The 22,057-nt window shown below is 48.5% G+C and carries 19 protein-coding genes and 1 pseudogene; 16 read left to right on the forward strand and 4 right to left on the reverse strand.

The features are described from left to right. Positions 1-245: translation initiation factor IF-3 (infC, locus tag F4X88_10195; GenBank protein ID MYA56655.1), on the reverse strand; the 245-nt coding region annotated here is incomplete at its 3' end. Between the two features lie 518 nt (positions 246-763). Here infC and F4X88_10200 point away from each other — a divergent pair. The 4 genes and pseudogenes from F4X88_10200 to ugpC all read left to right on the forward strand — a co-directional run bounded on the left by F4X88_10200 (position 764) and on the right by ugpC (position 4,032). Then, positions 764-862 (forward strand): annotated as a pseudogene (locus tag F4X88_10200) (hypothetical protein). A gap of 237 nt (positions 863-1,099) precedes the next feature. Then, the gene (locus F4X88_10205) at positions 1,100-1,690 is read left to right on the forward strand and encodes a hypothetical protein (protein ID MYA56656.1); all 591 of its coding nucleotides are present in this window, start codon (positions 1,100-1,102) and stop codon (positions 1,688-1,690) included. A 226-nt stretch (positions 1,691-1,916) separates the two neighbouring features. After that, the gene (locus tag F4X88_10210) at positions 1,917-2,927 is read left to right on the forward strand and encodes a redoxin domain-containing protein (GenBank protein MYA56657.1); all 1,011 of its coding nucleotides are present in this window, start codon (positions 1,917-1,919) and stop codon (positions 2,925-2,927) included. A gap of 19 nt (positions 2,928-2,946) precedes the next feature. Continuing rightward, positions 2,947-4,032, forward strand: coding sequence for a sn-glycerol-3-phosphate ABC transporter ATP-binding protein UgpC (gene ugpC / locus F4X88_10215; protein ID MYA56658.1), 1,086 nt, complete (start codon positions 2,947-2,949; stop codon positions 4,030-4,032). Here the strand turns inward: ugpC and F4X88_10220 are convergent. Continuing rightward, positions 4,027-5,112 carry an Ldh family oxidoreductase gene (locus tag F4X88_10220; protein ID MYA56659.1) on the reverse strand — a complete coding sequence of 362 codons (1,086 nt, stop codon included), beginning with the start codon at positions 5,110-5,112 and terminating at the stop codon, positions 4,027-4,029. The genes ugpC and F4X88_10220 overlap by 6 nt on opposite strands. Before the next feature lie 404 nt (positions 5,113-5,516). On the opposite strand from F4X88_10220, the gene F4X88_10225 reads away from it, so the two are divergent. The 12 genes from F4X88_10225 (at position 5,517) to F4X88_10280 (ending at position 20,280) form a co-directional block, all read left to right on the forward strand. Continuing rightward, positions 5,517-6,206, forward strand: coding sequence for an RNA polymerase sigma factor (locus F4X88_10225; GenBank protein ID MYA56660.1), 690 nt, complete (start codon positions 5,517-5,519; stop codon positions 6,204-6,206). A gap of 305 nt (positions 6,207-6,511) precedes the next feature. After that, entirely contained in the window at positions 6,512-6,955 is a 444-nt protein-coding gene (locus tag F4X88_10230; protein MYA56661.1) for a hypothetical protein, read from the forward strand. A 63-nt stretch (positions 6,956-7,018) separates the two neighbouring features. Then, complete coding sequence (locus F4X88_10235) at positions 7,019-9,004, forward strand: hypothetical protein (protein MYA56662.1); 1,986 nt, start codon at positions 7,019-7,021, stop codon at positions 9,002-9,004. A gap of 1 nt (position 9,005) precedes the next feature. Next, on the forward strand, positions 9,006-10,271 hold the full coding sequence (locus F4X88_10240; protein ID MYA56663.1) for an ABC transporter permease: 1,266 nt from the start codon (positions 9,006-9,008) through the stop codon (positions 10,269-10,271). 10 nt (positions 10,272-10,281) lie between these two features. Further along, positions 10,282-11,307 (forward strand): transporter, encoded by a 1,026-nt coding sequence (locus F4X88_10245; protein MYA56664.1) that lies wholly within the window; start codon positions 10,282-10,284, stop codon positions 11,305-11,307. A gap of 16 nt (positions 11,308-11,323) precedes the next feature. Further along, the gene (locus F4X88_10250; protein MYA56665.1) at positions 11,324-13,045 is read left to right on the forward strand and encodes a glycosyltransferase family 39 protein; all 1,722 of its coding nucleotides are present in this window, start codon (positions 11,324-11,326) and stop codon (positions 13,043-13,045) included. Then, positions 13,042-14,277 (forward strand): glycosyltransferase family 4 protein, encoded by a 1,236-nt coding sequence (locus F4X88_10255; protein MYA56666.1) that lies wholly within the window; start codon positions 13,042-13,044, stop codon positions 14,275-14,277. The genes F4X88_10250 and F4X88_10255 overlap by 4 nt, the downstream gene beginning before the upstream one ends. After that, positions 14,270-15,238, forward strand: coding sequence for a glycosyltransferase family 2 protein (locus F4X88_10260; protein ID MYA56667.1), 969 nt, complete (start codon positions 14,270-14,272; stop codon positions 15,236-15,238). Before F4X88_10255 ends, F4X88_10260 begins: the two co-directional genes overlap by 8 nt. Further along, positions 15,235-16,203, forward strand: coding sequence for a hypothetical protein (locus F4X88_10265; protein MYA56668.1), 969 nt, complete (start codon positions 15,235-15,237; stop codon positions 16,201-16,203). The genes F4X88_10260 and F4X88_10265 overlap by 4 nt, the downstream gene beginning before the upstream one ends. A gap of 39 nt (positions 16,204-16,242) precedes the next feature. Then, positions 16,243-18,024, forward strand: a complete 1,782-nt coding sequence (locus tag F4X88_10270; protein MYA56669.1) for a hypothetical protein — start codon at positions 16,243-16,245, stop codon at positions 18,022-18,024. A 71-nt stretch (positions 18,025-18,095) separates the two neighbouring features. Continuing rightward, positions 18,096-18,359: a hypothetical protein gene (locus F4X88_10275; GenBank protein MYA56670.1), complete on the forward strand. Its 264-nt coding sequence runs from the start codon at positions 18,096-18,098 to the stop codon at positions 18,357-18,359. 313 nt (positions 18,360-18,672) lie between these two features. Next, positions 18,673-20,280: an AAA family ATPase gene (locus F4X88_10280; GenBank protein MYA56671.1), complete on the forward strand. Its 1,608-nt coding sequence runs from the start codon at positions 18,673-18,675 to the stop codon at positions 20,278-20,280. Positions 20,281-20,322: 42 nt separating this feature from the next. Here F4X88_10280 and F4X88_10285 read toward each other — a convergent pair whose 3' ends face one another. Further along, positions 20,323-21,150 carry an NAD(P)-dependent oxidoreductase gene (locus F4X88_10285; protein MYA56672.1) on the reverse strand — a complete coding sequence of 276 codons (828 nt, stop codon included), beginning with the start codon at positions 21,148-21,150 and terminating at the stop codon, positions 20,323-20,325. Positions 21,151-21,172: 22 nt separating this feature from the next. Next, positions 21,173-21,898, reverse strand: a complete 726-nt coding sequence (locus F4X88_10290; GenBank protein ID MYA56673.1) for a hypothetical protein — start codon at positions 21,896-21,898, stop codon at positions 21,173-21,175. Positions 21,899-22,057 lie beyond the last annotated feature (159 nt).

A 22,057-nucleotide genomic window follows, 5' to 3' on the forward strand; every position in this document is an offset into this window, starting at 1 on the left:
TTGTTTTTCTCATACTGATACTTCCCGTAGTCCATGATCTTACAAACGGGAGGCTTGGCATTCGGTGAAACTTCTACCAAATCCAACCCAACTTCTTCCGCAAGTTTCATTGCGTCGCGGGGCGTCATGACTCCCAGTTGCTTGTTCTCGTGATCTATCAGCAAAACCTCTTTGGCTCGAATTTGATAATTGGAACGACTCTGTCTTTCCTTCGTCCTCTGATTACGTCTGCCTTTGTAGTGTATTTTTCACACCCCCAAGTCAAGGCGCTGCAGTGCGCCGCTTGCAAACCCATAGGCATCGCTTACAAGCTTATATAGAAACGAAAGCGAACAACAAATGCGTTGTGCTTCAATATACAAGATAACTCTGTCTACAAAACGTTCTGTATCCATTTGTAGGTCTATTTAGTTTTGATTCTCTGTGGATCCCACAAGATAGTCGGGATTCCGAGATCTCTCCTACTGGAGAACTAAATGCCCTATCGACTCGGACGCTGAAAAACACGTCCAATACGTGCTTAGAATCTTGCATCCGTAATGAATTAACTAATTATACCATATCGGTAACAAAAATGCAAGTTAAAAAAAGCCAATTGTCCATAAAGTCCGTAGAACAATCAATCCGCCCGCCAATCCCCCGAAAACAACAATGAAACTGATGCTGACTGCAAGCGCGAGACGGATGATCCGCTCACCCAGTTTTGGTTGCTCGTTTATCCATGCCCGCGCCAACCAAAAGGTTAGCGCAACACTGACCAAACTCAGGAGACACGCGCCCAAAACCGCCACCAATATTCCGGAGAAGTCTACCATCTGCATCGTTTCGGGCAGCGACCCGTATTGGGAGAAGCGCTGAATGACACCAATCAAAACGCCTCCCAAAACGACAATAAAACCAATAAAAACGATGAAGGCTCTTTTAAAGGCAGTTCCCATGTTCCGTCCAATCTATGCCGTACATCCTTGATGCGTGTTTTTCATCATATCATATTTCGGAGGAAATAGCAACGCGAAAAATCTGAAAACGCTTGATTTATTTGACGAAAGATGATAAATTACTTTGAAATTAGACCCATTTGGACACTAAGGAGTTTCTTATGGATGTAACATATACATCAGCAATTGCCGAAGTTATCGAAAAATTAGAAACGGGTAACCCGCTCCCGACACTCGTGCCACAGAGGGCATGGAGCAGTGAACTGACGGATACTTTGGAAGCGACGTCGCTCGATGAACTTTTTGACGGAGCGTCGTTCAAAAATACGACGTTTGCTGAAGCCATCAAAAGCGGCTTACTTCTGTGGAACGATGCCCTGGATGAATCGCATACGATCTCACAAGGATTGGCGGATCAGACGGGTAGTTACTGGCACGGCATCATGCACCGTCGTGAACCCGATTACCCCAACTCCAAGTATTGGTTCGGCAGGGTCGGGACACATCCGATTTTCCCAGCACTCCGTGAACGTGCCCTCGAACTTTTTGAAGAAACAGCGAACCCATCGGACGCGCTCACAGAAATCGGACAGGCTATCGCGACGGAAGAGAATTGGGATTCTTACCAATTTATTGATTGGTGCCAAGCTGCCGAAGGCGATTCCGACTCGGATGTAACCCGTTTCTTGCAACAGGTGCAGGCGGAAGAGATCAAACTGCTACTGTCATACTCCTATCGGAACGCCGTTTGATAAACGCCAATTCACTTGAAGGAGACAGACAATGTTTCCGCAAAGCGAACCATTAACGGGGCGGGTATTGTCCGTAGGGTAAACCTCCGTGGTTTCGCACTTGAGAATGCGGTCTCCGAACTCGTGCGGGAGAATTTAGCGAATTAAGCATCTTGACTTCGTCGTGCCGTGAAGGATTACGGCACACGCCGTGTGCCTACTACTTTTACAACAGAGGAGATTAGCAATGTTCTCCCGAAATGGAAACCGCTGTGCTTACGTTATATGCGTGCTCAGCAGCCTCGTGTTCATAGGTTTTTGTGTGAATCTCGCCAGTGCTGCCCCGAGGAAAGCGGCTTACATATATCAGGAAATTAAGGCGATTTCTAAGCGTCTCAAGCATCAGAAGAAACAGGAAGATTTGGAGAAATTAGTTGAGAAATCCTCCGATTTTGTTGCGGCACATCCAGCATACAAACGGGTGGATGAGGTTTATTATCTGCTCGGTAACGCCTTGGTTCAGTTAGCGCGCGTTGAAGAAGGCATTACGGTTTTTGAAAAAGTCATCAAGGAATATCCAGAGGCTCGCTACGTTGAACGCTGTCTGTTGGATTTGGGATTGGCACATGACAAACTTGGCAATCACGACGCAGCAGACAGGGCTTACCAAAAATTGATAGACCATCCGAAATATGGTTCACGCTCGCAGGCGAAGTTTGCGAAGAGGATTCTCGAACAGAATAAAACTGAACGGAAGGGTGAATTACCGAAACCACCGGGGGCGATACTGAATCCAAGGGGGTGGATCGGTAAGCCAGCCCTCGATTTTCAGGTGACGGATGTGAAGGGTGAAGAACTCTCATTGGAAGAATACCGCGGACAGGTCGTGCTCCTCGATTTCTGGGCAACATGGTGCGGCCCCTGCATCACAGAGATACCGAACGTTAAGAAGGCTTACGAAAAGTATAAAGATCAGAAGTTTCAAATTATCGGTATCAGTCTGGACAGGTCAATGAAACCGCTTACGGCTTATATTGACAAAAAGGAACTCGGATGGCTTCATTACTGGGATAAAAGCCGTCAGGTTAGCACGCTGTATAAGGTGCGGGGGATTCCGTCTACCTTCCTGATTGACGGTGAGGGTACCATTCGCAAAACGAATCTCCGTGGACACGCGCTTGAACACGCCGTCGCGGACCTGGTGAAGGAAAACCTCGCGAGAGCAGTGGGGAAAAAAGAGGATGTAGCCCCTCAGTAACAGGCTTCAAGGAGAGGCAATGGCACACCTTACTTTAAAAGATGTCACCAAAATTTACGATGGTGACGTCCTTGCAGTTGAACAGGCAGATTTTCAGATTCCGGATGAGTCGTTTACTGTGCTTGTCGGTCCATCGGGATGTGGGAAATCGACACTCTTGCGAATGATCGCTGGATTGGAAGAGATAACGGAAGGCGACATCTATATCGACGATGAACGGATCAATGACATTCCGCCTAAAGATCGCGACATTGCCATGGTCTTCCAAAATTATGCGCTTTATCCACACATGACGGTGTATAAGAACATGGCGTTCGGGTTGAAACTTCGGAAATATCCGAAAGCAGAGATCGAGGCGCGTGTCAAAGAAGCGGCGGAGATTCTGAGCATCTCACACCTTTTGAACCGCAAACCGAAGCACCTCTCCGGTGGGGAACGTCAACGTGTCGCCGTCGGTAGGGCGATCGTCCGACACCCCAAAGTCTTCCTGTTCGATGAGCCGTTGAGCAACCTCGATGCGAAGCTGCGCGTGCAAATGCGGATGGAGATCAGTCGTCTGCACGACCGACTCAACGCCACAATGGTCTACGTCACACACGACCAAGTCGAAGCGATGACGATGGGGGACCAGATCGTGGTGCTCAATGAAGGGAAAATCCAGCAGATTGCCGATCCCGGAACGCTTTATCATAAACCGGCGAACCAATTCGTCGGCGGATTCATCGGCACCCCCCCAATGAATTTTATAGAGACGAGCATCGTAAATAATGGCGGTGCTCCGATGCTCAGATTTGAAACCTTCAAAGTGGAACTGAATGATCGCTTGCAGTCGGCACTCGGAAAACTTGCGGGGGATTCGGTGACGCTCGGTATTCGTCCGGAGGATATTCATATCGGTGAAAACGGGAGCAACAGTGTCGGCACACAAGTGGAACTGGTTGAGCCGCTCGGAAATCATGCCCTTTTATATCTTCGGACAGAGAAGAATAGTTTCGTTGCCCAATCTGATCTTGTTAACATGCCCCAACACAACGCTCAACTAACGGTCAACTTCGATATGGACAAAGCGCATCTATTTCATCCAGAGACAGGTCAGCGGTTATAGAAGTGCTTGAATGCGTGCCCATGTCTCGGCATCTATCGGAATGCCGTCCCGTTCGCGTTTGCGTTGTGTCACCCACCCGCGTTCACCCGGCACCCGAATTGCATCGACCCCAGCAGCACGCTTTGCGGATTTGAGATATTCGATAAAGCGTTCTATCTCCGCGCTGAACCCGGGAAACTCTCTAAAACTCGCAACGTTCATCACCAGCACAAACAGCCCGTTACCGACGCGGGCATCCTCTCCTTTACTACATCCTGCTCCTGTGAGTGCGCCCGACAGAATGTCAACGATGACACTCAGTCCGAACCCTTTATGCGCTGAAACCGTCCCACCGAAGGGTAGCAAGGCGGCGGGCGGCATTTTATAGAAATCGTCTGCATTCGTCGTTGACTCACCTTCAGCGTCAATCAGCCATCCGCGTGGGAGTGCTTCGTCTCTATACTGTTTGACCCGAATCTTCCCCGATGCGACAACACTCGTGGACATATCCAACACAATTTTTTTATACGGTTCTTCGATTATGTCGGTTTGGCATGCATCTCCCTCGACGTAACTCGTCGGAGATGTTCTGGCTAACGGCACTGCACACGCAATCGGATTCGTAGAGAGCCGTCCTTCAACGCCACCGTGCGGTGCGACACACGTGCCACCGCCATGGTCGTTCGCCATGAGCAACCCAATCATCTCCGCATCTGCGGCGAGGCAGGCATACCCCCCTAACCTACCCACCTCATTGCACCGTGAAACAGCAACCGAGCTGATATCCGTCTGCTTTGCTTTCTGGATCGCCAATTCAACGGCACGCGTCGCAATCACAGGACCGAAGCCCCAATTCCCATCTAACACCGCGATTGAGGCGGATTCGTGTAAAGTCTCCGTTGGCGCACCGGGCTGGATTAACCCGTCTTCCAATTCACGCACATATTTCGGGAGGTGGATAACGCCATGTGAATCGTGTCCGACGCGGTTGGCATCCACCATAGACTTGGTTACGACTTCCGCTTCGGCTGTTGAGATGTTTAATTTTTGGAAGACGTTTAGGCAAATGTCGGTGAGTTCTTCTGCTGTAAAGTTTGGCATTAGACGGTTCTCTTATTGGCGAAGTTTAATCAAGATGAGGGATTTATCGTAGGGGCGAGGTCCCCTCGCCCGTAAATCAGGCACGTGAGTGTTGATTGTCTGAATCAGGATTTTCAGGAGTTCTGTAGCGCAGACTGGCGAATGCGCGTGTGGCATTCGCAAAGACTCTGCGTCTTTTTTGTAGCGTAAACTTTCAGTTTGCGCCCTCCTCTCCCCCCGCGTGCGGGGGATACAGGGGGTGGCACAACCTAACAGGTTATGCTACAAAGATCGTAACTTGCGTTATTTTACAAACTCCAGTTGGTATTGTCAAGGGTGAATGCCGAAAAAAGAAAAAAATTTTGCTCCTCATGAGACTTTTTTATCAAATCCGCATTCATCGTTTATGAAAGCACAAAAATCTCATTTTAACTTTTGAGATTTGCGAGACTGCTTTCAACTGGAGGACGCTATGGCAAGTGAGTGATGACCAAAGACGAGACACAGAACTCGTCCGTCAGATCCTAACTGGCGACGAAACTGCTTTTGATGCACTTTATAAACGACACAAACCTCGTCTTTATCGGTTCATCGTCAGCAAAATCAATGATCGGTGTGACGCTGAGGAATTGGTTAACGACACATTCCTCAAATCAAAAGAACATTTACATACGCTTCAAGAACCTGAGAAGGTTCTGAACTGGATGTTCAGTATCGCCAGGCAATTGGTCGCCGGATGGCACCGAAAGCACAAAAAGCCCGGTGCAACGCAAGGCTACATTGATGTTTATAAGACTGAAGGCGAATCCGCAGCAACTGCTGTTATCCATCAGACTGCCCAAGACTATACAATAGAGGCAGAACGATGGACAGCCGTTTCAGCAGCAATCGAGCAACTGCCTAAATTAGAGCAGAAGATGTTTCGCTTGCAACTTGCAGGTGAGCGTTATGAGAAGATCGCCGAAGTATGTGAAGTCTCTGTGTTTGTTGTGAAAAATCGGTTGTCTCGGGCGAAGAAGCGGTTGAAAGCCTGGGCGGAAGCTTGGGAAGCAGCCAACGCTGAAGGTTTAGATGTGGAGTTCTCCGAGTTCGATAAAAAGAAGGGTAAATCGTAATGGGTTTCCCTTTTGTGAAATAGCACCGGTTGGCTCGTTTGTGTTGAGTCGCGGTGATTAGTTGATACGTTTTCGGTTTGACAAGGTAGTGCTGTCTTTGATAAACTTTATCCGACGTAGTGACAACACCGAGTGAAGAAGCCTGCCATAGAACCGGAATGACATTATTAACCTAAATTGTATTATAGAATGGATGCATTTCCTGACGCTCCTTCTGAATTGATATACCTTGATTCGTAAGGTGCCATCGGTGTCCACGACGAATCTTAATAAGAAGGAAAAATAATTAAGGAGATTTAACAATAATGCTGAAAAACTTTTTGAACAAACCGAATGCTCTCTGGCAAGTTTTAATCGTTCTACTCGTTGCTGGCGGACTCGCTTTCGCGGGGATGTATGATGGCTTTGTTGTAGAGACCGAGGCACAGAAAAGTTGCTGTGGTGGAAGCACAGATGCTATCCGTTCCGATGGGACTATTGCCCAATTGAAGACAGGAAGTTGCTGTGGCAGTAAAGAAACCGATGTTCCAAGTGTTGGCAGCGATGCCCCTGGTTTTGCTGCCGAGGATCCGTGTGAATGCTTGACTACGGAAAGTTGTGGCAGCACAAGTTGTAGTAATTGTGAGACGGTCACATCGTGTGACAGCGGTTGTACCTGTAATACTTGTAGCGCACATTGTAAGAATCAGGATAGCGATTCTACGATGTGCGGCGACGGTTCTGGTTGCACCGATGGTAGAACTGAGTAATTCAAATACGGATAATCGGTTTACCGAATCCCTTCAGTTGCGTCTACTCACAAGGGGGATTTTTTGAACAATAGAATTCCAACGCCTTCTCTTCAGGTGCCACATAACGAAGGTGCCCTATTCACATGGGCGTTACCGAAAGGAGCTCGTGCGCGCTTGGGACGAGGAGTCGTTCAGGATGTGGTTTTCTCTCCAGACAGGAACAGACTCGCAGTGGGGACTCACATTGGAGTCTGGTTGTACAATATGTCCCCCTTGTGCCCTACTGCTGTATGGGATACGTCCCGCGGTGTAATAACCGCTGTGGCATTTTCACCTGATGGCCACTTGCTTGCCACTGGCAATTGGGATGGTGATGTAAAAGTATGGGACGTGCAAAATCAACAGTGCATCTCAAAAATGCATCGTGAAGCAAGTTTTGATGCAGTTTCTCAACTCGCTTTTTCGCCAGATGGACAACATCTTGCCGCCTCCGGAGGCCGATACGGCCCAGTTTATGTTTGGCATGCCGACACGGGCGAAGAAGTCTATAAATTCAATGTTGAAAAGACATGGGATCGCTCTCAGCTCCCTGACATCATTCCACTCGTTTTTTCCGCCACTGGAAACTGGATTGCCGCTGCAACACATGAAAATGCTGTGTCTGTATGGGATATTGAAAGAGGTGAATGTATCGCTTGCCTCCGTGGACATACTGAAAGAGTCGTTGCCATGGCAATCTCTCCTTGCAGTCGGTTCATCACCACTGGAGATGGAAAAGGCACTTTACAGCAGTGGCAAGTCAGCACTGCACATCAGATGGGGCACCCCGTTCAATATTCAAGGAACCCCGTCATACCCGCCTATACGCCGGAAGGCACCCTGCTGGCCGCGGCGATTTACAAACACAGTATCGCTATATGGGATGTGAAAAATCGAGAAAAAATAGATACGTTTGAGCACCGTGGAAAGATTACGGGCAGATGTTTTTCAAACGGGACACATCTGGCAGTCGCGGGGGAACGGGATTTCAAAGTGTGGGAGAGGCGATCAAATACAGCTTCCACGATTTCGGGGCATACGTCCTCCCCTCAGTCACTTACATTCTCGCGCGACGGACAAACGCTCACTTCGGTTGAGATGGATGGTGCCCTTGCATCCTGGGATGTAAATGAGAAACGTCAACATCCGCCGAAATACTTTGATGAAGCGACGCGAATCGTTTCGATCTATATCTGCTCAACGGGAAACATTCTCGCGCTCGGTATGAAAAAAAACATACTCACTGTGTGGGATGTTGGAACAGATCAGACAATTGCCACATGCAAGGCACATGAGAAAAGTGTCTATGAAGCCGTGTTTGCCCCGAAAGGCAGCGTTTGGGCCAGTGGGGATACAGACGGAAAAGTATGCGTATGGAAGCGTGAAGGAAAAGAAATTGTTCTTGCAGGACATACGGATTCGATAGTGGGCCTGGCATTCTCACCTGATGAAAAAAGATTGGCGAGCGTCTCAAGGGATCAAACCGCCCGGGTGTGGGACGTTACGTCAAGCAAAGAAATCATCTCGCTTTGGTTAAGTCCACCATTGTCTACCGATTCACTGCCGACAACACCGAGATTAAATGCGAATGTCTATAAAGGGGACGCGGATACAATTAAAGCGGTACTGCAAGGAGAAGCACCCCGTTACCGTCAGACTCTAATTCGGACGATCACGTTCTCCCCAGATGGTAATTTCCTTGCCGCAGGTATGGAGGGCGGAATTCGGTTATGGGATGCGAAGACCTATGAAACTCACAGGGTCATCCTCTTACCCCGAGAATATCGTCGGCAGTTTGCTTTGGCATTTTCGCCTTGCGGAGGGTATATGGCTTCGGGCACATGGTGGTGGAACACAGAAAAGGCACCTATTTATTTATGGGATGTTGCAAGTGGTGAAAATATCACCAGCTTCTGGGGACACCCGACCGATGTTCAGGATCTTGTCTTTTCGCCGGATGGCACCCTTTTGGCGAGTGCAAGTTTTGATGGGACGATCCTCTTATGGGATATGAGACCGTATCTATAACATGAAACTTCAAGCTGCGGTACTTGCGGGTTTCAGACACCTCATTGAAAACCGACTGCGTGCGGGTCTCTCCATCCTCGGTATCTTCATCGGCATTGCGTCAGTGCTGTGCATGATGACGATTGGCGATGGTGCGAAACTTCTCATAGAAAAAGACCTTGAGAAACTTGGTGGTGCCAACCAAGTCCATTTCAGGACGCGCCACTCTATTTGGAAACGCGGTCGATTCGTAAGACGCACAACTGAACGTTATACATACTCTGATGTTCGCGCCATTGAATCAGAATGTCCGGCTGTCCGCTTCGTCTTGCCGAAAAACAGGGGATATCAAGGGACCATCACAGCACTACAGGGCGGACAAACACGTCCTTATGTTGAAGGCGTGACAGCAGACTATGCCACAAGCATGCATTGGAATGTGCGATACGGACGTTTTTTTACACGAGAGGATATTGACACCGCGGCACAAGTGTGCGTCCTCGGTGCTGAAGCCGCGATTGATCTGTTCGGTAACATTAATGCCATTGGGCAGGAAGTGAAAATAAAAATTCGCTGGCGACACCCTTTCGTGCGGTGCCGCGTCATCGGCATCATGGCACCTAAAGGCAGAAGTCTCCGCAGTTACACCTCATTGGACGATATAGTCTGTGTCCCACTCACAACGCATCAGCAACGCCTCTCTGGCATTCGGTATATTGAGTACTTGCTTGTCTTTTTTCACAAAGGTGCAGATGTCTCTGGTGTGATTGATTCTGTTCGAGATGTGCTACAGAAGCGACACCGGGGGACCAAAGACTTTATCTCCTATCGGATACCGAAACGGACTCTCAGACGCTTGGAACACATCCAAAAGATGATAAAAATCGCCTTGGGCAGCATCGCAGGTTTTTCGCTATTCGTCAGCGGGATCGGCATTATGAATATCTGCCTTGTTTCTGTTGGTGAAAAGACCCGAGAGATAGGATTGCGAAAATCGGTTGGAGCGAAACGTATTCACATCTTTGGACAATTCTTAACAGAGTCGATCTGTCTATGTTTTTGTGGTGGGGTACTCGGTATCGTGGGAGGTTGGCTTGCGGCGCAAGGTATGGCACGTCTCGCCGTGCGTATTCTCCCCATTGTGGATGAATGGCCCGTCGTTCTCTCCGTGCCGTGGATGCTGACATCGGTTGTCTTTTCCGTCTTCATGGGTATCATTTTTGGGGTCTATCCTGCCATGCGAGCAGCACGGTTGACACCTATTGATGCACTCCGATTCGAGAACTAAGGAGAATTTTTTGAGAAGTTACTATTTACTTTTAACCTGTTGTCTGTTTTTCCACCCGCTCATTTGTACACCCGCAGATACACCCAAATCCCGTCCTGATAGTCATGCGCCGATCGGCGTAATGGGCGACCACGCACATAAAACCGGCGAAGTGATGCTCTCTTATAGGTTTATGGCGATGGATATGCGAGGGCTACAATCGGGTACCACTGCCATAGAGACTGTGGATGTCTTAAAAGACTTTATGATGTCCCCGACCACGATGCAGATGCAGATGCATACACTCGGTGGCATGATCGCGCCGCATGATAAAATCACCCTCATGGCAATGACGAGTTATCAGCAACGCCAGATGAAGATGGAGGGGGCAGACCGACACATCCACGGTAGCCATAAACATCCCCCCGCGCCCCACGAGATGTCAAGTGGTGGTATGGGGGATATGAAACTTGAGGTTTTACTCACGTTCTGGAAAAGACACCGCTTGATGATCCTTTTAAACGCGGGCGTATCCATTCCGACGGGTAGCATTGAAGAAACGAGTGAGAATGGAGACCTATTCCCCTATCCGATGCAACTGGGGAGTGGTTCGTTTGAAGCCCGTCCGGGTGTTACGCTTTTTGGGTATCACGGAAACTGGTCTTATGGTAGCCAACTGCGTGGTATGTTTCCACTTCATACCAATACTGGAGGGTATCGGTACGGAAACGCTTTCACCGCCACGGCATGGGGCGCACGACAGATAAACGGTTGGATCAGTTTCAGCGGTAGAGTTCTCTTTTCACACGAGGGAAATATACACGGTAGCCATCCCGACTTAAATCCAAACATGAGTCCAAGTCACCGTCCAGACTTTCGGGGCGGTAGCCGGCTGGACCTCGCGATTTCAAGCAATCTTATGGTTCCTCGGGGTCCATTGGCAGGACAACGTCTTGCTGTTGAATGGATATTGCCTCTTTATCAAGATGTCACGGGAACACAATTAACAACGGCATGGCGACTCATCCTCGGATGGCAATACGCCTTCCATTTATAGATAGAGACAAAAACTGATGAAAACACGCCTTATTCTCTTAGGTCTCTGTCTTTTTTTGATAGCAGCGATCCCACGTTTCCTCTCTTTAGAGGCACACTGGTCAAGCGATGAAACCCGTTGGCTTCGTCGAAGTGCCCAATTCATGTCTGCTGTGAAAAAAGGGGCGTATTCCGAAACGCTTATTGCCTACCACCCGGGTGTGACGACGATGTGGCTTGCGGGGCTGCGCACATTTTTTACAGAAACATTCGTGAATGTTGAAAACCTCGCTTATGCCCGTTGGTTTATCGGCATCGTTGTCTGGTTGGGCATTGGTATCGCCTGTTTCTTACTCTATCAACTCTTTGGGAAGTGGATAGTGCCGGCAAGTTTTGCGTGCCTTGCCTATTCCCCTTTCTTTTTAGCACAGACGCGGCGCGTCCATACAGATGCCCTCGCCACCACCTTTATCCTGCTCACGGTGGTGCTGTTGCTCATTTATTGTCAAAACCGCAGCCGCCACCGAGTGCTCATATTTGCGGGTATCACTTTCGGATTGGCACTCATGAGCAAAAGTTACGCCCTGATACTCTTGTTATGGATGCCGCTCTGTCTCTTCTTATTCCGTCACCAGGAGAAACGCGCGAGAAGTTTTTTACCAGACCTCGCTGTGGTCCTGTGTTTCCTCAATTCTGCTGCGATAACCACACTCTTCATCTGGCCCGTTTTTTGGACGCTCCCTTTTGGCATTCTTGTCGTTTATTTATTCGTGAGCACCTATGCATTATCCAGAGCGGTAAACAAGAAAACACTCTCGCTGAAAAGTTTTTCATTCTGGGTCTCTCTCGCTGCCCTGGGTGTCACCTGCATACGTTCACTACAAACTGTGTGGTTGGTCTTTGATCGCGTCGGTTGGGCCGTCTTGACCCCGCATGAGGTGGAACACTTCTTTCTCGGAAAAGTCGTCAATGATCCGGGCTGGTTGTTCTATCCCCTAGTCCTGACGATCAAAAGCACGCCGTTGATGCTTCCTTTGGTATGCTTTGCCTGTTTTTTCCTATGGAAACAACGAAAACGTTCAAAAGCGGCGACGCTCCAATTCAAAATTGCACTCATTCTCGTTTCGGGTGTTTTGCTTTTTACGGTGTGTTTCTCCCTAACAGATAAAAAATTCGCTCGTTATCTGTTACCTGTCTTTCCGCTGTTGGAAATACTCTCCGCCATCGGTTTTGTGGAAGCCCTTCGATGGGGTGGCTCACAGATTCACGCCCATTTTCGCCAGCGACCCGGCACGCTGAAAACAGCGTTCATTGCCATCTCATGTCTTGTTTTCTTTTTTATCCAAGTCCTGCCTGTTCTCGCCCTGCGCCCCTTTTATGGCACCTACTATAATCTCTGTTGGAAGGTTGCCGACCTGACAAAAATTATCACCGTGAACGATCCTTCGGGTGTCTATCTCGCTGCAGTGTATATGAACCAAAAATCAGACGCTGGACAGATACCCGTACAAGTCTCGGATCTGGGTTCAGAATACTTTCAGTACTATTTTAAGGGGCGTACATACCGTACCGACAAAACACGTATTGGAGCCCCTGTCATACTCCCGAACACCGATTATGAAGTGATCTATATCCGAGATTCACAAATCGGGTGGGTACCTCAAGAAGGCGTAAAAGGCGGCACATTAGAACATGTTATCACTATCAATGGACTGAATCTCGCGTGGATTTACCGGGTGGAAACGGAGGGAATGAGATGAAAGTGTGTCTGCTCACGCATGCGTATCCGCGCTTTCCGAATGACACAACGGCTCCTTTTGTTGAAATGACAGCGGAGACGCTCCAGAGAAATGGTATTGATGTGACAGTCCTCACACCGGATACACCCCAGTTCGCTCGGACTGCGGCAGATCACGGCGTGACACTGAAAACTTATCGTTATTTTTTCCCACGGAACTTACAGCGTTTGGGGTATTCAAACACGCTTGTCAACGATTGTGAGTTGAAAAAATATGTCTATCTGCTCTCACCGTTCATGTTCCTGTCGGGTATATTTCACCTCTTTTGGTTGCACCGCAAGCAGCACTTTGACCTGCTTCATGCGTTTTGGCTTTTGCCCAACGGTTTCATCGGAGCTGTCATCAGCAAGTTGTGTAAAGTTCCCTTAATGGTTGCGTTGCGGGGTTCAGATATTTTCATCGCCAAACAGAATCTCGTTTTCCGCTTTATGGCGTGCTGGACGCTGAAGAACGCAACAATGGTAACGAGTGTGACCCCGGCATTTTTTGCCGATTTAGAAGCCTTTGGAGTGCCAGCGGGGAAAATGCGTTTGATCCCCAACGGGAGTCACCCGCGTCTGTTTCCTGAACCATCGAACGCACAACGAGTTGCCCTCCGCCAGCATCTGTCGGTTCCGGAAGGGGATCAGGTCGTTTTCGCATTGGGGCGCGTTGTTTTGAAAAAGGGGTTTGACATTCTGATTCAGGCACTCCCGTTGGTTCATGAGAAAGTGCAAAAGTTCACCCTCATCATCGGCGGCGATGGTACGGATCTTCAAAGACTGAAAACGCTGGCGACAGAACTCGGTCTTTCTGCGAGCATTAGATTCCCTGGCAGGCTCCCCCGTTCTGAGGTGCCGAAGTATTTTCACCTCTGCGACATTTTTACCCTCCCGGCCGTCTTTGATCCCAAAGGCAACGTGGATGGCTGCCCGAATGTGATACTGGAAGCAATGGCGTGCAGTAAACCCGTCGTCGCCTCCAACATCTCTGGTATCCCAGTCGTCGTCAAAGATGGTGAAACAGGTGTTTTAGTCGCGGAAAAGAACGCCAGTGAGTTGGCGGCTGCCCTCATTACATTGTTAACAGATCAGAGAAAACGAGAACAACTGGGTCGGGCAGGACAACAGCGAATTCTCAATGAACTCACTTGGGAGAAGGTGAGTGAACAAATCAAGGACGTTTATCTATCTTGTGTCAACAGCAATATCTGAATATCCTCAACTCTCTATAGTGATCCCGGCATATAATGAAGTTGAATCCCTTCCTGTCTTGTTGCAGCAGCTTCAAACTGCCTTAAAAATGCTCGCTTACCCGGTTTGCGAAGTCATTTTTATCAACGATGGTAGCACGGATGGCAGCACCGAAGTCTTGGATGCACTCTCTAGAGATTCGCAATGTTTTCAGGTTCTTGTCATCCATTTCAGACGGAATCGGGGGAAGGCAGAAGCACTCATGGCAGGTTTCGCTGCGGCAACAGGAGATATAGTTATCACACTGGACGCAGACTTACAGGATGATCCCAAGGAAATACCGAAGTTGTTGGAAGTTCTAAACAGCAAAAACTACGATGTCGTTTCAGGTTGGAAGTATCCCCGTAAGGATCCGTTTGAAAAACGCGCCTTCTCTTTGATTTTTAATCGTATCACCTCCGTGTTCACGGGAGTCAAACTCCACGACATGAATTGCGGTTTTAAAGCCTATCGTGCGGAAGTGGTGAAAGAACTCTATCTCTATGGGGACTTGCATCGGTATATCCCCATACTGGCGCATCAGGCAGGCTTTTCTGTCGGAGAAGTCAAAGTAAAACATCACCCGCGGCGGTTTGGGGTCTCTAAATATGGGTTGAATCGGATACCAAAAGGCTTCTTTGACCTCATCACCGTTTTGTTTCTGACGAAATACCTCAAACGTCCCCTCCATATTTTCGGCACGATCGGTGCCCTCGTTGCTTTTACAGGCGTGCTCATAGGTTTCTATCTCGCGTTTTTATGGCTCGTGGAAGGGGGTGTCGGTTTCCGTCCCTTGCTGCTGCTGTCTCTTTTGATGATAATTTTAGGGGCACAGTTTTTCTCCATCGGATTATTGGGCGAACTTCTTATTGGACTAATCTCTCGACTGGAACGGCAGATACAGCCGGAGAAAGCATCTAAAAAAAACCGGGAGAAAAAATGAAGGACTCACGATTGTTACGACACGCGGGGCATCTTCTCGCAGTGGTGATTCTTTGCTTTCTCATCAAGCGGTTTTATAGCCTCCTTATAGGACTTGACGGCGAAACCGTTGTGTTCCAGCCGTTCTGGTTGCTAACGTCTCTTGTTTTTCTTCTCGGGTATCGGACGCTATTGGTTTACCCCTGGCGAACACTCTACTGTTCTGCCTCACAAACGCATGTCTCCTTTCGATCAGTTTGGACACTTTTCCAACTCTCCCAATTAGGCAAATACTTCCCCGGCAAAGTCGGGCAGTTTGCGAGTATCCTCGTCCTCTGTCGCCCGCTGGAACTCTCGAAAACTCCTGCGGTTGTCAGCACGCTGCAATCTGTGGTGCTTCAGTGTGCGCTCGGGGTCTGCATGGGAGTTCCTGTTTTCCTGTCGCCTTCAGCAACCCCCCTCTTGCATAACGGGTGGGCATTTTTCCGCCGAAACGCCCCGATCCTCCTGGGAATTGCGATTGTAATAATTTTTGGGGTATGTGCCGTTGCGATGTTATTGCAGAAAGGTCCTTTTTTCAGCAAAATGCCAGGACTTCAAGAAGGCATCCGTATACTTTTTTGCGTGTCGGTAACACGCCAGGGGCTCGGTCTTCTCTGCGTGTATATTCTGCTGTGGGGTTACTTTGGAATTGCCTTTTTTCTCTTTATCAAAAGCATGGTTCCCTCGATTCAACGGAGCCATCTTCTGATGATAATAGGCATCTATCCCTTGGCGTGGAGCCTTGGGGTACTGAGTCTGGTATCCCCCGGTGGGTTAGGCATCCGAGAAGGGCTCTTGAGTGTTTTGTTAACGTTGTGTCTGCCCCCCGCAAATGCGACGCTGGTGGCACTCCTCTCACGGGTGTGGGTGATGAGTGCCGAGATTCTTCTGGCGAGCATCGCTTGGGGGTTCTATTCTAAACACAAAACACCTGCCCCTCAATAACGGTACCTGAAAGAGAGAAAAATACAAGGAGGAAAAAACGTGCGTAACCGGATTTCTATAGGTGTTTTTCTGTTGTTTTTGGTGCTACTCACCTTTTTGCCTCGCCTGTTGTCGCTTTCCGCACACTGGTCAAGTGACGAGAGTCTGTGGATGCGCCGTTCTCGCACCTTTGTTTCCGCCCTGGAAAACGGGCAATTCTCTGAGACCCTGACGACACATCACCCCGGCGTAACAACCATGTGGCTCGGCGGTGCTGCCATTTGGATGTCTTCGGGGAAACATTCGGGCTCAGAGTGGGCGAATTCTATTGAGTTTTTCTCTCCCCCGATCCTCAGACGACTGCGTCTTCCGATTGCGTATCTCTCGGGTGTTCTCATTTTGCTGGCGGGAGTGTTGTTGTATCGTCTGCTTGGCGGAGTGTTTGCGGGGATGAGTGTCCTTTTCTTATCCATTGACCCTTTTTTGATTGCCGAAAGCCGGAAGGTTCATACAGACATTTTAACGGCAGAATTCCTTTTTTTAACGGTGTTGCTGTGGTTCTGCTATTTGGAAGGCGGCCCCCAACGGAGACGAGATTTGGTTGCTTCAGGGATATGCTTTGGATTGGCGTGTCTGACGAAAAGCCATGCGGGGGCATTCCTTCTATTTCTCCCTGTGCTACTCTTTTGGTATGTGAAACAACGCCATTTCTCAGGGAAGCAACTACTCATAAGCACACTGTTTTTTTCTTCAGTGACGTTGCTGACCGTGCTTTGCGTTTGGCCGTATTTGTGGACGTTCACGTTTGGCAAACTTCTAATATCCGCGCTACTGTTCCTCGGATGTGGAGGAATTCTTTTATGGAGCGGGAAAAAACTGACAGCACCCGTCGCATTCCGTCTAACGGAAATCTTAATTCTTGTCGGAGGACTGATTCTGATTGCCGGACTCTCATGCGCCGCAGCCGTTTCGGTTTTCGAACGTATGTATGATGCCTTGACAAATGCACATGAATGGCCAAAGTTATTTTTAGGAAATATCCGTTATAACCCGGGGTACCTGTATTATCCAGTAATGTGTTTTGTTTGGAGCGCGCCTTTGACCCTTCCACTCACTTTTTTGGCGATCTACGGTGTTTGGCGGCAAAGACATCAGGAGAAGAAGGCATTTCGTATAGCGGTCGTGCTTCTTCTCTTTCTGCTCTTTTACGGCATCGGGCTGAGTTTCGTCGCCAAGAAGATTGCCCGGTATCTCGTCATTTTTCTTCCTGCTGTGAGTCTCCTTTCGGCAATGGGGGCAATTTACATGACACAATACTTCTCAAGAAAATACCTCCGTTTCCTTTTGCTGCTGACCGTCATTGTTTTACAAGCCGTGCCCGTCCTGAAACTCCATCCGTATTACGCCACCTATCATTTTCCTCTTTTACCCGCGCAGTGGGTTGCGAAAAACACGAGTGTCGGCGGTGGCGTCGGATTAGATGTTGCCGCGGCTTATCTCAATGCGAAACCGGACGCGCCAGACCTACAAGTACGATTGAGTCGGTTTAGCAGTAACCTGAATAAGTATTTCGTCGGAAACACATGGAGGCGACGCAACAGCAACACTTTTCGGCACAACATTGATTTCGATTATGATGTCGAGTACGTCCGCGGTAGACAGATTCAAGGCACCCCTGTGGATCGCCTCCCTGAAGGTGGCAACCCGCCATCCGTTTTGCTACGCCGCAGTGATCTTCACCGTGAACTCGAACACGTGGTGAGGTTAAATGGGGTTGACTATGTTTGGATATATCGTGTGCGAAACACGCGTGCAGACGAGATCCCTGCGGAGACACACTGAAAGTGAGGAGGCTTATCCCCCAAAGACGGAGCGAATGAAAAATCGTTTTAGGCGTAATTTTAGGAGCTGTTATGAAAGCAGACATTCTTCTCACAATCTCTGATCGACACCGAGTCAATACGGAAAACGTCCGCATTACTGGGCGGACGCAGGCGGGGGATGAATACACCTTTCACGTCCGCGGTGAGAACGCTTGGTGGTTTGAAAGTTTCCTAAAGGTTGGCACACAGATTACCCTCTGCCCTATAGAAACCTACACAATCTACACAGGAACACAAGAGAAACCTATTCGCATTCCACCCGAAAATACCATCAAAGTGGAGAAAGTAAATTGACAATTATGGACGCGTCAAAAACGCAGAGACGACAAAGGACTTGACGCAATTTGAAACGCTCTGAAGGCACCATCAAATCACACCTCCGCAACGCACGACTCCAACTCCGAGAACACCTCACCCCGTTTTTCGTTTGAAAAACTTTGGAAACGGGTGTATAATTTTTAGCAATCAGCCATCAGTAAAAGTCTGAACTGTGATTTATATGATGGATGTGATAAGCTGCTCTCGTAATCAGGATCCATTACATGCCCCAGGGAAACCCTGGTACTGACAACCGATAGCCAACACGAAGTTTGGAGCTGTGAATGATATGCTAAAAAAAACGCGACGCTTCGGGACCCAAGGCCGTCTATATCCTGAAGATAACTACCTTGTCCCTCGGACAGCAGAGGTTGCTGATTTTATTAGGCGCGTCAAAGAAGGGAAGTATATCGTCCTTTTCTCGCCCCGGCAGACGGGTAAAACCACTTTCTTCCAATTAGCACTCGCAGAACTCGCCGCTAAAGATTCAACCTACTTCCCCATACACCTCAATTTTGAGGTGTATGAGGGCTGCACGCCTGCCGAGTTTTACGGTGGGCTCACAGAGGACCTTCATGAGAAAATAGTAGATGTTTGCCAAGAACACGGCGAGGCACTGCCTGAGGCACTCACGCAGTTTTCGGAGAATGCGCAATTCACGAACCACCTCTCCTTGCGAAGGTTCTTTAGACAGCTAGCTGGACTCTTAGAGAACCAACGGGTCGTTCTCATCATTGACGAATTTGATGCCATTCCACGCGGTGCCGTGACGGGGTTTCTTCGTGTGCTCCGTGACATCTATCTGTCGGGTAAAATACGATGCCCACATAGCGTCGGGATCGTTGGGGTCAAAAACATCACCCAACTTGACTATAATCGATCCATCTCGCCGTTCAACATCCAAGATGAGTTCCACTTGCCCAACTTCACGCGCGAACAGGTAGGCGATCTGCTCGCGCAGTATACCGACGAAGTTGGACAGACCTTCGCGCCAGAAGTCATCAAAGCCCTCTATAAGCAGACTGCCGGGCAGCCCTTCCTCGTCAACCGATGTGCACAGATTCTTACCGAAGAGATGGACATCCCGAAAACTGAAATAATTACGATGCCACACTTTGCAGCCGCGCATACCCAACTTCTGCACGAACGAAACACGAACATTGAGCATCTGCTGACCAATATCCGCAGAGACCGACGATTTGAAAACCTCCTCATGCGTATCGCCTCTTATGAGAGAGGGTTACCCTTCAGTTTGGACAATGATATCATCAATGAACTGGCTACGTATGGCGTTATCGCAAAAGGCACTGACGGGATGTGTGAAATTCTCAATCCAATTTATCAACAACGTATCTTGCAGACGTTCAAGCCTCTCGTGAATGGGTTAGAGCAGGAATATTTTTCTGAGAGCACCAGCCCTGACCTGGTTGATTACCTCACGCCCGCAGGGCAGATTGAGATGGACTTACTCCTTGATAACTTTCGCGATTTTATCGCCCGCGCAGGTTTCAGAATCCTGCAAGTCCCAGATACCCCGAAAGAGTTTGTTGGGCAGTATCTCCTCTATGCGTATCTGGATCAGTTTGTCCAATTGGTGCAAGGGAACATCTACCTTGAAGGGCAAACGGGACGCGGCAAAATGGATATAGCGATTTTCCATCAAGCGCGAAAATATATTGTTGAGACAAAAATATGGGAGGGATCCCAATACTACGAGGCTGGCAAAAAGCAACTATCAGCCTATATTCAATTGGAAGATGCCGTAGAAGGGTACTATGTCGTCTTCGATCACCGTCAAAATCCAGAACCACGGGTAGAGACAGAAACAATGGACGGTGTGAAGATTCGGAGTTACGTGATTCCGGTGATGCAAAAACGTCCGTCGCAGGTCCTCTAACAGGGATCGCGACCAAAGGTCGCTCCTACAAAGAAAATCTGGCTATGTCTTTTTCGCCTGTTGTAATAATTCTGCCAAGCGGTCAGCAAAACGGCGTTGGCTGTCGTCCTCCGGGGCATAGCCTATGACGTTTCGTGCATTGGCGATACTCCAGAATTTATGCGTATTGTCGCTGATGCCGTAGAAAATCTGGAACGGGATCCCGTTTTCGTCCGCTATGTTCTCCGTCTCAATGCTCTTGACGAAAAGTTGGACCTGATCTCGGATGCTCAAATACGCGCCGAGGCCTCGGTGCATCGCCTTCAAATCGTCTGCTGAAGAATTCGCCATATCGGTCTCACGCGGTCCACCGATGCGAAGTTGGACGTTCTGTAATTTCTTACCCGCAACGTGTCCCGTCGCAAAGACAAAGCCGAGGTGCTCGTATGCCTCTTTTGCCCATCCGTAGAAGTTATCGGAGAGCGGACGCATCTCTGGGGTCACTACATCCCATTTATCTGCCCAGATAAGCCGCTCGTAATAGTCGGCGGCGTGGTTGGAACTACAGACGACGACGCGTCGGACATCGGTCTCAATACAGGTCTGATAAAGATTGTATGCCATCTGGACGTTGGCAAGTTCGTTCTCAAAACTACCGCCCTTAAATGCACAGTGGACGACTGCATCAACGCCTTCAAAGTGGTGTTTATATGCGTCGCGATCGGGGTCGGTGAGTTCAGCAATTTGAACGCCTTCGACCTCATCTCCCTGCCGATTCGTGGTTTTCACGTCTAACAGGACGAGTTCATAACGTTCACGAAATTCGGGGAGCATCCGTCCGGCGATATAGCCGGATGCCCCGGTGATAAGGACTTTTCTGCGGTTCGGCATTTTCAAATGGTTCCTTCTGCGGTTATTGAGATATATCAGGAAGCGATTGTTGTGTTGCTATTTTTTGATTTTGTTCATGCAGTTTTTCCTGTACCTCTTTTGCTACTCGAGAAAACAATTGATTTGACTCAGGGACCGTGATCGCATCGTTGTACAAGGCATAAGCATTAACACTTGCCTTTTTAAATCCATGTTTGGGTCTACTCAAAAAACGGACAAGTAATTCAAAAAGAGTCTTACCTCGAAGCTGAAGATGGTAATTATCCCTTACTTCTTTAACTCTTTGATGACCTGAAGGAAGAGATTCCAAACCGGAGGCTAATTCGGTCTGTCCATCCGGAATAATACGGTTACAATGAAAATTTATATGCACATGTTCCTCATCACGGACAGATTGAAAAATTTTCCTGGGCGGCGGTGGATTTTTTGCTAAATATTCTTCCACTTTGTATGCGAACCAAGCACAAATTGAGTCTAACACCTGTTCATATTCTGAGTTACGTCCTATACGTCTTCTTAGTTTAGCATGGGAATATAGATCGTTTTCAATGCTATAGCCCTCCGTCCAAATAATATCATCATATTGAACTGGAATACCCCTGAATAACCACATATCGCGGTCAGCAATAAAAACAACAGGAGCATGCCTGAAGTCACCTCTGTTTTCATAATAAGAAAGTTGTTCATAAAGACAGAGTAGAGTTTCTTTACAACCCGCGCTGAATAGACCTACATTAAATCTTCCCAAATAGTCTACCACAGTCCCATAGATGACTTCATCATCTCTACCCTCAACAACAATGTTTGGTTTGTTAGGTAGTGTTTACATTTTCTTAGCAGTTATGAGTATAGTACTAAAGTTTGGACAATTTTAAGAATTAAGATGCAGAAAAGCAGAAAAGCAGGT

Source organism: Candidatus Poribacteria bacterium (assembly GCA_009839745.1).
Taxonomy (GTDB): Bacteria; Poribacteria; WGA-4E; order WGA-4E; family WGA-3G; genus WGA-3G.

What these genes read in the sequence shown, in the direction of transcription:
- F4X88_10205 (MYA56656.1), top strand. Translation starts at nt 1,100, where the DNA reads ATGGATGTAACATATACATCAGCAATTGCCGAAGTTATCGAAAAATTA.
- F4X88_10210 (MYA56657.1), top strand. Translation starts at nt 1,917, where the DNA reads ATGTTCTCCCGAAATGGAAACCGCTGTGCTTACGTTATATGCGTGCTC.
- ugpC (MYA56658.1), top strand. Translation starts at nt 2,947, where the DNA reads ATGGCACACCTTACTTTAAAAGATGTCACCAAAATTTACGATGGTGAC.
- F4X88_10220 (MYA56659.1), bottom strand. Translation starts at nt 5,112, where the DNA reads ATGCCAAACTTTACAGCAGAAGAACTCACCGACATTTGCCTAAACGTC.
- F4X88_10230 (MYA56661.1), top strand. Translation starts at nt 6,512, where the DNA reads ATGCTGAAAAACTTTTTGAACAAACCGAATGCTCTCTGGCAAGTTTTA.
- F4X88_10240 (MYA56663.1), top strand. Translation starts at nt 9,006, where the DNA reads ATGAAACTTCAAGCTGCGGTACTTGCGGGTTTCAGACACCTCATTGAA.
- F4X88_10250 (MYA56665.1), top strand. Translation starts at nt 11,324, where the DNA reads ATGAAAACACGCCTTATTCTCTTAGGTCTCTGTCTTTTTTTGATAGCA.
- F4X88_10255 (MYA56666.1), top strand. Translation starts at nt 13,042, where the DNA reads ATGAAAGTGTGTCTGCTCACGCATGCGTATCCGCGCTTTCCGAATGAC.
- F4X88_10265 (MYA56668.1), top strand. Translation starts at nt 15,235, where the DNA reads ATGAAGGACTCACGATTGTTACGACACGCGGGGCATCTTCTCGCAGTG.
- F4X88_10275 (MYA56670.1), top strand. Translation starts at nt 18,096, where the DNA reads ATGAAAGCAGACATTCTTCTCACAATCTCTGATCGACACCGAGTCAAT.
- F4X88_10280 (MYA56671.1), top strand. Translation starts at nt 18,673, where the DNA reads ATGCTAAAAAAAACGCGACGCTTCGGGACCCAAGGCCGTCTATATCCT.
- F4X88_10285 (MYA56672.1), bottom strand. Translation starts at nt 21,150, where the DNA reads ATGCCGAACCGCAGAAAAGTCCTTATCACCGGGGCATCCGGCTATATC.